Raw genomic sequence first — 12,265 nt, 5'->3', positions numbered from 1 at the left:
TTCAGAGCAGGGCGCCCATGGCGACGGCGGTGTCGCTCATGCGGTTCGAGAAGCCCCATTCGTTATCGTACCAGGAGAGGACGCGGACGAACTTGTCGTCCATGACCTTGGTCTGGTCGAGGGCGAAGGTCGAGGACGCCGGATCGTGGTTGAAGTCGATCGAGACGTTCGGCTGGTCGGTGACGGCGAGGATGCCCTTGAGCGGGCCGCGCTTCGAGGCCTTGATGATGGCCTCGTTGACCTTCTCGACCGTGGTCTTGCGCTTCGAGATGAACTTGAAGTCGACGACCGAGACGTTCGGGGTGGGAACGCGGATCGAAGTGCCGTCGAGACGGCCCTTCAGATCGGGAATGACCAGGCCGATCGCCTTGGCGGCACCGGTCGAGGTCGGGATCATCGAGAGCGCGGCGGCGCGGCCGCGATAGAGATCCTTGTGCATCGTATCCAGCGTCGGCTGGTCGCCGGTATAGGCATGGATCGTGGTCATGAAGCCCTTGTCGATGCCCATGCTGTCATGCAGCACGCGCACGACCGGCGCGAGGCAGTTCGTGGTGCAGGAGGCGTTCGAGACGACGACGTGGTCCTTGGTCAACTCGTGATGGTTGACGCCGAAGACGACGGTCAGGTCGGCGCCGTCGCAGGGAGCCGAGACCAGCACGCGCTTGGCGCCGGCGGCGAGATGCGCGGCGGCCTTGTCGCGGGTGGTGAAGATGCCGGTGCACTCGAAGGCGATATCGACGCCGAGCGCCTTGTGCGGCAGGTCCTTGGGATCGCGGATCGCGGTGACCTTGATCGGGCCGCGGCCGACATCGATCGTGTCGCCGGAGACGGTCACAGTGCCGGGGAAGCGGCCATGGACGGAGTCGAAGCGGAAGAGATGGGCGTTGGTCTCGACCGGGCCGAGATCGTTGATCGCCACGACCTCGATGTCCTTGCGCTTCGACTCGATGATCGCGCGCAGAACGTTGCGCCCGATGCGGCCGAAACCGTTGATCGCCACCTTGACCGTCATGTCTTCCTCTCCTTCGCCGAGCGTCCGGCGTAAGCCGTCGCTATCCACGCGGGCAATTCGGCCAAAGAATGGCCGAACGCAAGATGTCTTTCGGGAAAATCAGCCCTGCCTGCGGCAAACAGGCGCTCAGGCGTTGTGCTTCTTCATCGCGGCGTCGGCGATCGCCTCCGCCGTGATGCCGAAATGCTTGTAGACCTCCTTGTAGGGGCCGCTGGCGCCGAAGGAGTTCATGCCGATGAAGGTGCCGTCATGGCCGATCACGGCATCCCAGCCGAAGCGGACGCCGGCCTCGACTGCGATCTTGACTGGGGCGGAGCCGATGATCGCGGCCTGCGTGGCCTCGTCCTGCTCAAGGAAGAGTTCGAGCGAGGGCACGGAGACGACGCGGGCGCGGATGCCCTTCTCGGCCAGCAGCTTGCGCGCGGCGACGGCGAGCTCGACCTCGGAGCCCGAGGCGAAGAGCGAGACCTGGGCCTTGCCGCCCTCGGCCGCCAGCAGTTCGTAGGCGCCGGTGGCCGAGCGGTTCTTGGCCGAAGCGTCGGTGCGCAGCTGCGGCAGGTTCTGGCGCGAGAGAGCCAGGACCGTCGGGCCGTCGGTGCGCTCCAGCGCGGCCTGCCAGGCTTCTGCCGTCTCGATCGTGTCGGCCGGGCGGAAGACGCGCATGTTCGGCATGGCGCGCAAGCTGGCGACCTGTTCGACCGGCTGGTGGGTCGGGCCGTCCTCGCCGAGGCCGATCGAGTCGTGGGTCATGACATAGACGACCGGCAGGCTCATCAGCGCGGCAAGCCGCATCGAGGGGCGGGCATAGTCGGCGAAGACCAGGAAGGTGCCGCCGCCGGTGCGGAAGCCGCCATGCAGCGTGATGCCGTTCATCGCGGCGGCCATGCCGTGCTCGCGGATGCCGTAGCGGACATAGCGGCCCCTGGGGGTCTTCGGGGTGAAGTCCTCGGCGGCCTTGGTGCGGGTGTTGTTCGAGGGGGTCAGGTCGGCCGAACCCATCACCAGCTCCGGCATGATCGGGGTGATGGCTTCCAGCGCCAGTTCCGAGGCCTTGCGGGTGGCGACAGCCTGCGGCGCGGCGATCAGCGCCTTCTTATGGGCGAGGATCGCCTTGTCGAGCTTGGCCGGGACGGCATGGGCCAGGCGGCGGTCGAACTCGCCGCGCTTGCGCTCGGAGAGGGTGGCGAAGCGCTCGCTCCAGTCCTTGTGGGCGGCGGCGCCGGCGGCACCGAAGCCGCGCCAGGCCTTGAGCACGTCGGCCGCGACCTCGAAGGCACCGCCGGTGATGCCGAGCGCCTTCTTGGCGGCGGCAAGTTCCTCGGCGCCGAGCGGCTCGCCATGGGCCTTGGAGGTGCCGGCCTTCTTCGGCGCGCCGAAGCCGATCACGGTCTTGCAGGCGATCATGGTCGGCTTGTTCGACTTCCGGGCGCGGTTGATCGCGGCCTCGATCGCCTCAGGATCATGGCCGTCGACGCGCTCGGAGCGCCAGCCGCAGGCCTTGAAGCGCGCCACCTGGTCGACATTGTCGGTGATCGAGAGCGGGCCGTCGATCGAGATGCCGTTATCGTCCCAGAGCACGATCAGCTTGTTGAGTTTCTGATGGCCGGCAAGCGCGATCGCCTCCTGGCTGATGCCCTCCATCAGATCGCCGTCGGACGCCAGCACATAGGTGTGGTGGTCGACGACCTTCTTGCCGAACTCGGCGGCGAGCATGCGCTCGGCCATCGCCATGCCGACGGCGGTGGCGAGACCCTGGCCGAGCGGGCCGGTGGTGGTCTCGACGCCCGAGGTCATGAAGTTCTCGGGATGGCCGGGGGTCTTCGATTCGAGCTGGCGGAAGGCCTTGAGATCGTCGAGCTGCATGCCCGGCGCGCCGGTGAGATAGAGCAGGGCGTAGAGCAGCATCGAGCCGTGGCCGGCGGAAAGCACGAAGCGGTCGCGGTCCGGCCAGCGCGGATCGGCGGCGTCATACTTCATCACGCGGGTAAACAGCACGGCGGCGATGTCGGCGGCGCCCATCGGCAGGCCGGGATGGCCGGACTTGGCCTTCTCGACGCCATCCATCGCCAGGCCGCGGATGGCATTGGCGAGCTTGTCGTGCTGGGCGCGGTCGATGGTGGTCATGATGATCTCACGAGCTTTAAGTCTGGCGGGCTTGAGGCCGATCCGAACCTGCGGGAAAGGCAGGAATGGGGCCGGCGGGCAGGCGATGTCGGCAGGCTTGGAAAAGGACCGGTGGATTAGGCCTTGCGCTCGCCACGAGTCAATTCGCGGAAGCCGGGTTTCAGGGTCGCAGGAGCTGGTTGCCGCAGGTTTTTCGCATGGTTCCGTCCGAACCGGCGCGTTCGCGCTCCCGGATGGGGCCGATTCCTGTTTTCCCGCGTTCTCATGTAAATTCGCTGGACGAATCGTGTGAGCCGGCTTCGATCTGAAAGGAGAACGACGGTGGCGAGCCTGATGCTGGACAATGCGCTGGCGCGCCTGGATACGGCGCTGGGGCAGCTGGAAGCGGCGGCGCGGCGGCGGGTCGAGGCTGAGCGTGGACATGGCAACCTCGAAACCGAACTCGCCCTGATGCAGGACGATCGCGCGCGCCTTGCGGCCGATCTCGACGGCGCCATGGCGCGGCTCGGGCAGGTCGAGACGGCCGCCGCCGATGTCGACCAGCGGCTGGAGCGGGCGATGAACGTCGTCGGCGCCGTGATCGCGCGGGTGGAGGCGCAGCAGCCGCCGGAGCCCGAGGCAAGCTAGAGCGAGGACTGGAGAGGGAATGCCGCAAGTCAACGTCATGATCGCCGGGAAAGCCTACCGCATGGCCTGCGGGGAAGGCGAGGAGGGCCATCTCGAGGGGCTCGCCCGGTTCTTTGACGAGAAGATCGGCGAAATGCGCGAGGCCTTCGGCGAGATCGGCGACATGCGCCTGCACGTCATGGCCGCGCTGATGGTGGCCGACGAGGTCCATGAGCTGAAGCGGCGACTGGCGAAGCTGGAAGCCGACCTCGCGGCGACGCAGGGCAATGCCGGGGCTGCCGACCAGCGGCTCGGCGAGGTCGAGGACCGGGCGGCGGAAGCGCTCGTCGCGGCAGCCGAACGGATCGAAGGCGTGGCGCGCAGCCTGATCCCGACCGCGGTGGGGTGACGGCTCCCGCCCGGAAACAGAAAAGGCCCCGGACGATGTCGTCCGGGGCCTTTTCTTTTCTAACTGCGCAGCAATCAGACGCCAGGCGCGCCGCCGGCGCCGTCCAGCACCGTGACGGAGCGGCGGTTCTGCGACCAGCAGGAGATGTCGTTGCAGACCGCGACCGGGCGCTCCTTGCCGTAGGAAATGGTGCGCATGCGGTTGGCCGCGATGCCGCGCGAGGCGAGGTAGTCGCGCACGGTCTGGCCGCGGCGGGCGCCGAGCGAATAGTTGTACTCGCGGGTGCCGCGCTCGTCGGCATGGCCTTCGACGGTGAAGGTGTAGCGCGGATAGCGCTGGAGCCAGCCGGCCTGCTTGTCGAGGGTGGCGGTCGCGGTCGGGGTCAGGTCGGTGGAGTCGGTCTCGAAGAAGACGCGGTCGCCGACATTGACGACGAAGTCCTGCGCGCTGCCCGGGGTCGCGGCGCCGCCGGCGCCGAAGCCCGAGGCGTCGGCATTCTGGTCCTTGGCGCAGGCGCCGAGCGCGAGCGTGGCGGCGATGGCGGCGGCGAAACGGACGGCACGGCCGCCGGGAAGGAGAGTGGTCAACATGGCTGAACTCCGGGGCAATCGAATTTTGTGGCGCGCACTTCGAGGAGGGCTTCGCGAAGCCTCATCAATGAAGCGTCAACCTAAACGAGACCTTGCCAAATCAGGGCGAAGTGGCGGCATTGCGGCTTATGGTTAACCAAATGTGGCGAAAGGCGTTTGCGAGCCGGGCTGTTGCGTCGGGAGCACAGGAATGCTCCGCAGGACGGCTTGCCTGCCTCATCGACCATGGGTTGGGCCGCAGCGTGACACCACCCGGCAAAAAAAGATCGGAGCTTTCCGGTTGACGAATTCATAGCTGTGTGGTTATGGATAATTCATAGCCATATGGTTATGGAATTCCGATGCCCGGCACGCATGACCTTCTCTTCAGGACGCTTTCCGACCCGACGCGGCGGGGCATTTTCGAGTGCCTGTGCAGCCAGGGCGAACAGACGGTCGCGGCGCTGACCGCACAGGCCGGCGTGTCGCAGCCGGCTGTCTCGAAGCACTTGGCCATGCTGAAGCAGGCCGGGCTGGTGCGGGACCGCCATCAGGGCCGGCAGACGCATTACAGCGCACAGCTCGCGGCGCTCGCGCCTCTCGCCGACTGGACGAACCGCATGGCCGGCTACTGGGAAAGCCGGTTCGACGATCTCGAAGACCTGCTCAAGAGGATGGACCAATGACCGAAACCCGCTCCGTCATCGTCGAGCGCGAGATGCCCCATCCGCCGGAGAAGCTCTGGCGTGCGCTGACGCAGCCGCACCTGATCGCCGAATGGCTGATGAAGAACGACTTCGTGCCCACCGTCGGCCATCGCTTCAATCTGAGTGGCGACTGGGGCGGAGTGCTGGATTGCGAGGTGCTGACCGTCGAGCCCAACCGGTCGCTCTCCTATAGCTGGGACTTCGCGCATGATGACCCGGCCTATGCCCTCAAGAGCGTCGTGACCTTCACGCTGACGCCGTCGTCCAAGGGCACGCATCTGCGCATGGAACAGGTCGGCTTCCGGCCGGAGCAGAAGCAGGCCCTCGGCGGCGCCAAGGCCGGTTGGCAGCAGTTCTTCGCCAAGCTGGAAGAGGTCGTGGCGCGCGCCGGCTGAGGCGGCGCCACTCCTCCTATCCCCTCATAAAAGGAGCTTTCCTTGACCTGGAGCACTGCAATCCGGCAGGGCCATCGCTGGCTGTCGATCATTTTCACGGCCACCGTCCTCGCGAATTTCGCCGCGATGGCGCGCGGCGAGCCGCCGGCCTGGATCGTCTATTCGCCCCTGCTGCCGCTCTTCCTGCTGCTGTTCAGCGGGCTCTACATGTTCATCCTGCCTTACGCCGCGAGATGGCGCGGCCGGCGTCAGGCCTGAGGGCAGGTCAAGTCTCGGGCTGATCGCGAAAAAATTGCGCAAACAGGGCGCAGAATTGCAGCGCATCTTTCGCGCCCTCCGGTCTATCGTGAGGAGATGCGGCCTTGCCTCGGCCCACCTTCCAGTCCTGACCGGAGATCGCGATGGCTCATTCCCTCAATTCCGCTGTTGCGAGCGTGGCGCCGATCCGCGGCCCTAACCAGCCCGACCTCGATTCCGATATCGTCTGGGAGGCGCGCCGCGATCTCGCCGCGACGTTCCGGATGGCGGCGCGCTACGGCTTCGAGGAAGGCATCTGCAACCATTTCTCCGCGCTGGTGCCGGGCTATGACGACCTCTTCATCGTCAATCCCTATGGCTGGGCCTTCCGGGAGCTGACTGCCTCGAAGCTGCTGATCTGCGACTTCCACGGTCAAGTCGTCTCAGGCGAGGGGCAGCCGGAGGCGACCGCCTTCTACATCCACGCCCGGGTCCACAAGAACGTCCCGCGCGCCAAGGTCGCCTTCCACACACATATGCCTTACGCGACGGCGCTTTCGATGACCGAGGGCGATCCGCTGATCTTCGCCGGCCAGACGGCGCTGAAGTTCTACGGCCGCACCGTCGTCGACCGCGACTATAACGGGTTGGCTTTGGACGAGCGCGAGGGCGACCGCATCGCGGCTGCGGTCGGTGATGCCGATATCGTCTTCATGAAGCATCACGGCGTCATGGTGCTCGGGCCGACCATCGCCGAGGCCTGGGACGATCTCTATTATCTGGAGCGGGCCTGCGAGGTGCAGGCGCTGGCGCTGGCGACGGGGCGCGAGGTCAAGCCGGTGAAGCCCGAGATCGCGGAGGCGGCCTATCGCCAGATGCGCGAGGGCGATCCGGAATCGGCGCGGCTGCATCTCGCCTCGATCCGCCGGCAGCTCGACACCGAGGAACCGGTCTATCGCGACTGAGCGGGCCGGTTGGGCTCTAAAAAGCAGAAGCCGCCCGAATTCGTCGGGCGGCTTCGCAGAATCCACAGGTGACGATCGCTTTTCGCCTCAGCGCCCGCCGCTGAGCAGCGGCGACCAGGTCGGGTCGGAGGCGAAGGCCGGGGTCGGCACGGGCACTTCGACGCGGCCGGTGATGTCGACCATATAGAGCTTGCCGCCGGACTGCCCGCCCGGATCGCGGAAGAACATCAGGTACTGGCCGTTCGGCGCCCAGTTCGGGGCCTCGTTGTGGAAGCCCTCGGTCAGGATGCGCTCGCCCGAGCCGTCCGGCCGCATCACGCCGATGGCGAAGCCGCCGCCGCCCTGGCGGGTGAAGGCGATGAGATCGCCGCGCGGCGACCAGGAGGGCTGCGAGTAGCGGCCCTGGCCAAAGGAGATGCGCTGGCCCTCGCCGCCGCCGGCCGGCATCACGTAAAGCTGCTGCTGGCCGCCGCGGTCGCTCTCGAAGACGATGCGCGAGCCGTCAGGCGCATAGGAGGGCGAGGTATCGATCGCTGCCGTCGAGGTCAGGCGCTGGGTCGTGCGCGAGCCGATGTCGATGGCGTAGAGATTGGCGTTGCCGCCCTGCTGCAGCGAGAGTACGACGCGCTGGCCGTTCGGCGCGAAGCGCGGGCTCGAGCTCATGTCGGGGAAGTTGCCGACGATCTGGCGCTGGCCGGTCTCGATGTTGAGCACCTGCACGCGCGGCTGCTCGCCCTGGCGCTGCGACATGAAGGCGACATCTTGCGAGACCGGCGAATAGCGCGGCGTCACCACCGAGACGTCGCCATTGGTCAGGTAGCGCACATTGGCGCCATCTTGGTCCATGATGGCGAGGCGCTTGCGGCGGGTCTCCTTCGGCCCGGATTCGTCGACGAAGACGACGCGGGTATCGAAGAAGCCGCCGAGCCCGGTGATCTTCGAGAAGATCGCGTCTGAGATGATGTGACCGACGCGGCGGTTGTTGCTCGGGTCGGTGAAATATTGCTGGCCGTCGGTCTGGGTGCCGGTGGCGACGTCCCAGAGCCGGAACTCGGCGCGGATGCGGCCGGCCTCGCGGGAGACGCGGCCGGTGACGAGGGCCTGCACGCCGGCGGCCTGCCAGGCCTGGAACTGCGGCGCCGCGTCGAAGGGCGGGTTCTTCTCGGGATGGCGGCTCTTGTCGATGGGGGTGAAGTAGCCGCAGCGCTTCAGGTTGTTGGTGATCACGCCGGAGACGAGCACGCCGCCTTCGCCGCCGAAATCGGCGATGGCGATCGGCATCGGCTGGAAGGCGCCGCCGGTCAGATTGATGATGAGCTCGGCCTTGGCCGCGGTGGGCAGCAGCAGCGCTGCGCCGGCGGTGGCGAGGAGACGGCGGCGGGTGGGCGCAGCCGCGAGACGGGGAAGGGGGGTGCGGTCGATCATCGGGGTCACATGACGTCCCTGGCGTCGAAATTGACGACGACATCACGCCAGTCGTCGTAATAGGAGGCGAATTGAGCCGGGATGCGCAACGGCGCGCAGCGGCGGGTGGCGGTCAGCGCCGAATCGGCGGCGACCCGGAAGAGCGGATCGGCGGACGAATTGATCACGCCGGGCTGGCCGATGAGCGAGCCGTCGGTGTTGAGCTTCATCCGCACGGAAGGCACGACATTGCTGCCGCCACGGGCGTTGGCGAGCGCGATCGGCACGTTCCAGCATTTCAGGAGCTGATCCTGGATGATGCCGATGAGCTGGGCCCTGAGCGAGGGGCTGAGCTTCTGCGAAGACCCGCGCTCGGTGCCGAGCGAGGCCGTGCGGTTGATCTGCGGCGCCGAAGAGCCGGAGGATTGCGCCTTCTCCTTGGACTGGAGCAGCTTGGCGATGTCGGTGGCGTTGAAGTTCTTGGCGATCTCCGCCTCCTTCTTCGCCTTGGCCTCCGCCTCCTGTTTCGCCTTCGCCGCGGCGGCGATCTTCGCCTTCTGCTCGGCCTCCGCCTTTGCCTTGGCGGCCGCCTCCGCCTTTTCCTTCGCAGCCTTGTCGGCTTCCGCCTTGGCGAGCGCCTCGGCCTTGGCCTTGGCATCGGCGGCGCGCTTGGCAGCCTGGGCGTCGGCTTCCGCCTTGGCCTTGGCGGTGGCCTTCGCCTCCTCCTCGGCCTGTTTCGCCTTCGAGGCGAGTTCGGCCTCCTCGGCGAGCTTGGCCTGTTCCTCGCGCTTCTGCTCGGCCTCGCGGGCGGCAGCCGCCTCGCTCTTCTGCGGCGGCTGCTTGGCGGGCTCGGGCGGCTTGGTCTCGGGCTTGGGCTGCTCGGCCGGGCGGGCCGGCGGCGGCGGCGTCGAGGCGTTGTTCTCGGCGGTCTTCAGTTCGACCGGGCGCGAGGGCGGGGCAGGCGTATCGGTCTTGGCCTCGCCGGCTTCCTTGCGCTCGACCATCTCGGACTGGCGCTCGGCACGCGGGGTGGGCTGGGCCTGGACCTTCTCGGCGCTGCGCTCGCCACGCGTCACCTGGTTGAGGGCACTGGGATCGATGACCTCGACGGCGATCGCCTCCTCGTTCTCCGGTAGCGGCGTCGGCGACGAGAACGCCAGCAGCCCCGCGACGAGGAACGTCACGTGGCCGAGCGCCGACACCAGCATGCCAGGTTCGGAGGTCGAAAGCTTCACGCCCTGAACACCCTTACTCTCTCAACCTTCAGCGGCTCGCCGGCTCGGTGACGAGCGCGACCCGCTTGAAGCCGGCGGCGGTGATGGTCGACATCACCGAGGCGACGCGGCCGTAATCGACCAGCTTGTCGCCACGAACATAGACGCGCTCGTCGAAGCCCTGCTTGGCCAGGCCCTGGAGCTTGGCGACGAGATCAGGCTCGAGCGTCGGCTCGTCCTGCAGGAAGATCTGGCCCTTGCTGTCGATGGCGATGGTCAAGGGCTTCTGGTCGACATTGATCGGCTTGGCGCCGGTCTGCGGCAGGTCGAGCGGGACGCCGGTCGCGATCAGCGGGGCTGCGACCATGAAGATGATGAGCAACACCAGCATGACGTCGATGAACGGCGTCATGTTGATCTCGGCGATGGCGCCGTGGCGGCGTCCGCGCCGGCCCCGGCGACCGGAACCCTTTGCGCCTGAAGCGGCTGACATACCCATCGATCAGGCCCTCACGCGGCCATGCGTTCGTCGATCTGCCGCGACAGGATCGCGGAGAACTCGTCGGCGAAGGCTTCGAGACGGCCTTGCGCCTTGGCGACCTCGGCCTGGAGCTTGTTGTAGGCCATCAGCGCGGGAATGGCGGCGAAGAGGCCGATCGCCGTGGCGAAGAGCGCCTCGGCGATGCCGGGCGCGACGACCGCGAGCGAGGAATTCTTGGAGACGGCGATGGCGGTGAACGAGGTCATGATGCCCCAGACCGTGCCGAACAGGCCGATGAAGGGCGCCGCCGAGGCGATGGTCGAGAGCACGAGCAGCTTGGATTCGAGCCGCTCGGTCTCGCGCTGGATGGTGACGTCGAGCACCTTGTCGATGCGCTGGGACAGGCTGGCGACCGAGCGCCCGCCATTCTCGAAGGAGCGCTTCCATTCGCGCATTGCCGCGACGAAGACCGCGGCCATGTCGTTGACCGGCTTGCCGGCGAGGTCGCGATAGAGTTCCTCGAGCGAGCGGCCGGACCAGAACACCTCCTCGAAGGCGTCCATGTCCTTGCGCGTCCTGCGGTAGAGCAGGGTCTTGTCGACGATGATCGACCAGCACCAGACCGAGGCGCCGATCAGGCCCATCATGACCAGCTTGACGACGATGTGGGCGTGCCAGAACAGCGTCCAGAACGACATGTCGATCTGCGGCGCGGCCTGCGCGACGTCGGCGGGGTTCATCCTGTCATCCTTCTCACCCAGGCGGTACGGCCGATGATGGTTGCCTTGCGGCTCCAACCCGGTCCAAGCCCCGCCGCTTGCGTCGCGGGAGCCCCACGCCGCCGCCCGATCCGCGATCCGGGGAAATGCCGTATCCCTCCAATCGCGCGTGAATCCGGCGAAAGATGGGCCGAAACAGGGTTTCCCACGGAACGCATGCTCCAGACCGAGTTAAGCATCCGGCAAGGTTAATGTCGGGTATACGCCCGACCGGGCGGGCATGAGGTTTCGGGAAGCCGGCGGTGTGCACCCAGGCCGCCAGTGCTTTCCGTTCAAAACGCTGCGAAGCGCCAGACGGCGCGCTGGAAGCCTCATGTGAAAACAGAGCGCTTGACAGAAAATTTCAATTTGCAGATCTGTGCATGCCTTCGAGAAGGGAAGGCCAGTCGAAAATCATGAGTTATTTTCCGTATGTGGGCTCCGGGCCCTATTGTTACGCCAACTCATTTTCGATGATGTTTGGGGAAGCGTCGCTATCACCCTCCGTCATTGAGTTCGCGACGGGAAGTCCTTTCGGCATGCAATTGCATGGCGGGGCGATGCCATTCTTCGATCCCTATGGCTGGACTCCGGAAGCGGGTTTCGAGGACGCGCTCGCCGCCATGGGCTGGACTTCCACGGTCATGCGGGGCGGCAGCGAAGATGAGGCGCTAGCCCGACTTGCGGATGGTCTCGCCGCGGGACCGGTCTGGGTCGGCCCGGTCGAAATGGGCCATCTGCGCCATCAGCCAGGGATGCGCGGGGCGATCGGCGCCGATCACTATGTCGTCGCGCTCGCGCTGCGCGACGGCTTGGTCGAGATGCACGACCCGCAGGGCTATCCGCATGCGACGCTACCGCTCGCCGATTTCATGGCGGCGTGGCGCGGCGAGACGGTGGATTACGGCGAAGCCTTCACGATGCGCACGGGATTCCGCCGCGTCGAGATCGTGCCGGAGGAGGAGGCGATCCGGCGGGCGCTTCCAGCGGGCATTCGCTGGCTCGCCATGGACCGCGACCTGCAGCCGCCGGCGGGGACGCTCGGGAACGAAACTGCGGTGCTCGCGCTGGCGGAACGGATCGCTGCCGGCTGCGACGACGACCTCAGGGGCCACCTCATCCACTTCGCGGTGCGGGTCGGCGCGCGCCGGGCTGCCGATGCCGCACGTTGCCTGACGCGGATCGGGCTCGACGCTGCTGCCGGGGTCATGGGGCGCCAGGCACGCTTGATCGGCGCCCTGCAATATCCGCTGGTCGCACGGGATGACGCGACGGCCGCCGCTCACCTGAGGGCGTTGGCGCCGACCTATCGCGAACTGCTTGCGATGCTGGAGCCGGCTGCCGCTTCATAGCTAGGCGATCGGAGAGCCGCGCCACGCTGCAT

Annotated in this window: 14 protein-coding genes; 7 read left to right on the top strand and 7 right to left on the bottom strand. The window is 67.0% G+C overall.

Annotated features, from left to right (window positions below; translation table 11 throughout):
• Position 1 precedes the first annotated feature (1 nt).
• Complete coding sequence (gap, locus tag FHT98_RS06125; RefSeq protein WP_061970293.1) at positions 2-1,012, bottom strand: type I glyceraldehyde-3-phosphate dehydrogenase; 1,011 nt, start codon at positions 1,010-1,012, stop codon at positions 2-4.
• A gap of 126 nt (positions 1,013-1,138) precedes the next feature.
• A complete protein-coding gene (tkt, locus tag FHT98_RS06120; RefSeq protein WP_142113116.1) occupies positions 1,139-3,136 on the bottom strand; it encodes a transketolase in 1,998 nt (665 codons plus the stop codon).
• 321 nt (positions 3,137-3,457) lie between these two features.
• Here tkt and FHT98_RS06115 point away from each other — a divergent pair, with 321 nt between their 5' ends.
• Positions 3,458-3,763 carry a DUF4164 family protein gene (locus FHT98_RS06115; RefSeq protein WP_320409881.1) on the top strand — a complete coding sequence of 102 codons (306 nt, stop codon included), beginning with the start codon at positions 3,458-3,460 and terminating at the stop codon, positions 3,761-3,763.
• 19 nt (positions 3,764-3,782) lie between these two features.
• Positions 3,783-4,151 (top strand): cell division protein ZapA, encoded by a 369-nt coding sequence (locus tag FHT98_RS06110; RefSeq protein WP_061969853.1) that lies wholly within the window; start codon positions 3,783-3,785, stop codon positions 4,149-4,151.
• Positions 4,152-4,225: 74 nt separating this feature from the next.
• Here FHT98_RS06110 and pal read toward each other — a convergent pair whose 3' ends face one another.
• Positions 4,226-4,741 carry a peptidoglycan-associated lipoprotein Pal gene (gene pal, locus FHT98_RS06105; RefSeq protein WP_061969851.1) on the bottom strand — a complete coding sequence of 172 codons (516 nt, stop codon included), beginning with the start codon at positions 4,739-4,741 and terminating at the stop codon, positions 4,226-4,228.
• A gap of 341 nt (positions 4,742-5,082) precedes the next feature.
• Here pal and FHT98_RS06100 point away from each other — a divergent pair, with 341 nt between their 5' ends.
• From FHT98_RS06100 to FHT98_RS06085, 4 genes are all read left to right on the top strand, one after another.
• Positions 5,083-5,406, top strand: coding sequence for an ArsR/SmtB family transcription factor (locus FHT98_RS06100; RefSeq protein ID WP_091857040.1), 324 nt, complete (start codon positions 5,083-5,085; stop codon positions 5,404-5,406).
• Positions 5,403-5,822: an SRPBCC family protein gene (locus FHT98_RS06095; RefSeq protein WP_142113114.1), complete on the top strand. Its 420-nt coding sequence runs from the start codon at positions 5,403-5,405 to the stop codon at positions 5,820-5,822. The genes FHT98_RS06100 and FHT98_RS06095 overlap by 4 nt, the downstream gene beginning before the upstream one ends.
• A gap of 42 nt (positions 5,823-5,864) precedes the next feature.
• On the top strand, positions 5,865-6,080 hold the full coding sequence (locus FHT98_RS06090; RefSeq protein WP_142113111.1) for a hypothetical protein: 216 nt from the start codon (positions 5,865-5,867) through the stop codon (positions 6,078-6,080).
• A gap of 143 nt (positions 6,081-6,223) precedes the next feature.
• A complete protein-coding gene (locus tag FHT98_RS06085) occupies positions 6,224-7,024 on the top strand; it encodes an aldolase (RefSeq protein WP_061969843.1) in 801 nt (266 codons plus the stop codon).
• Between the two features lie 87 nt (positions 7,025-7,111).
• Here FHT98_RS06085 and tolB read toward each other — a convergent pair whose 3' ends face one another.
• From tolB to tolQ, 4 genes are read right to left on the bottom strand one after another with little or no spacing between them, the layout of a single operon-like run.
• Positions 7,112-8,449: a Tol-Pal system beta propeller repeat protein TolB gene (gene tolB, locus FHT98_RS06080; RefSeq protein ID WP_091857043.1), complete on the bottom strand. Its 1,338-nt coding sequence runs from the start codon at positions 8,447-8,449 to the stop codon at positions 7,112-7,114.
• Positions 8,450-8,454: 5 nt separating this feature from the next.
• Positions 8,455-9,663: a cell envelope integrity protein TolA gene (tolA, locus tag FHT98_RS06075; protein WP_185745080.1), complete on the bottom strand. Its 1,209-nt coding sequence runs from the start codon at positions 9,661-9,663 to the stop codon at positions 8,455-8,457.
• 28 nt (positions 9,664-9,691) lie between these two features.
• Positions 9,692-10,141, bottom strand: coding sequence for an ExbD/TolR family protein (locus FHT98_RS06070; RefSeq protein WP_061969840.1), 450 nt, complete (start codon positions 10,139-10,141; stop codon positions 9,692-9,694).
• A gap of 11 nt (positions 10,142-10,152) precedes the next feature.
• Positions 10,153-10,863 carry a protein TolQ gene (gene tolQ, locus FHT98_RS06065; RefSeq protein ID WP_061969839.1) on the bottom strand — a complete coding sequence of 237 codons (711 nt, stop codon included), beginning with the start codon at positions 10,861-10,863 and terminating at the stop codon, positions 10,153-10,155.
• A gap of 434 nt (positions 10,864-11,297) precedes the next feature.
• Between tolQ and FHT98_RS06060 the strand changes: the two genes are divergently transcribed.
• Positions 11,298-12,233, top strand: a complete 936-nt coding sequence (locus FHT98_RS06060) for a hypothetical protein (protein WP_142115688.1) — start codon at positions 11,298-11,300, stop codon at positions 12,231-12,233.
• Positions 12,234-12,265: the final 32 nt, after the last annotated feature.

The organism is Allobosea sp. AK1 (assembly GCF_006714945.1).
Classification (GTDB): Bacteria; Pseudomonadota; Alphaproteobacteria; order Rhizobiales; family Beijerinckiaceae; genus Allobosea; species Allobosea robiniae.
The sequence above is the reverse complement of the archived record's forward strand: the minus strand, read 5'-3'. Positions and strand labels throughout refer to the sequence as shown.

Bases quoted from the DNA above. Each gene is read 5' to 3' on its own strand.
- gap (WP_061970293.1), bottom strand. From the start codon at position 1,012: ATGACGGTCAAGGTGGCGATCAACGGTTTCGGCCGCATCGGGCGCAAC.
- tkt (WP_142113116.1), bottom strand. From the start codon at position 3,136: ATGACCACCATCGACCGCGCCCAGCACGACAAGCTCGCCAATGCCATC.
- FHT98_RS06110 (WP_061969853.1), top strand. From the start codon at position 3,783: ATGCCGCAAGTCAACGTCATGATCGCCGGGAAAGCCTACCGCATGGCC.
- pal (WP_061969851.1), bottom strand. From the start codon at position 4,741: ATGTTGACCACTCTCCTTCCCGGCGGCCGTGCCGTCCGTTTCGCCGCC.
- FHT98_RS06100 (WP_091857040.1), top strand. From the start codon at position 5,083: ATGCCCGGCACGCATGACCTTCTCTTCAGGACGCTTTCCGACCCGACG.
- FHT98_RS06095 (WP_142113114.1), top strand. From the start codon at position 5,403: ATGACCGAAACCCGCTCCGTCATCGTCGAGCGCGAGATGCCCCATCCG.
- FHT98_RS06085 (WP_061969843.1), top strand. From the start codon at position 6,224: ATGGCTCATTCCCTCAATTCCGCTGTTGCGAGCGTGGCGCCGATCCGC.
- tolB (WP_091857043.1), bottom strand. From the start codon at position 8,449: ATGATCGACCGCACCCCCCTTCCCCGTCTCGCGGCTGCGCCCACCCGC.
- FHT98_RS06070 (WP_061969840.1), bottom strand. From the start codon at position 10,141: ATGGGTATGTCAGCCGCTTCAGGCGCAAAGGGTTCCGGTCGCCGGGGC.
- tolQ (WP_061969839.1), bottom strand. From the start codon at position 10,863: ATGAACCCCGCCGACGTCGCGCAGGCCGCGCCGCAGATCGACATGTCG.
- FHT98_RS06060 (WP_142115688.1), top strand. From the start codon at position 11,298: ATGAGTTATTTTCCGTATGTGGGCTCCGGGCCCTATTGTTACGCCAAC.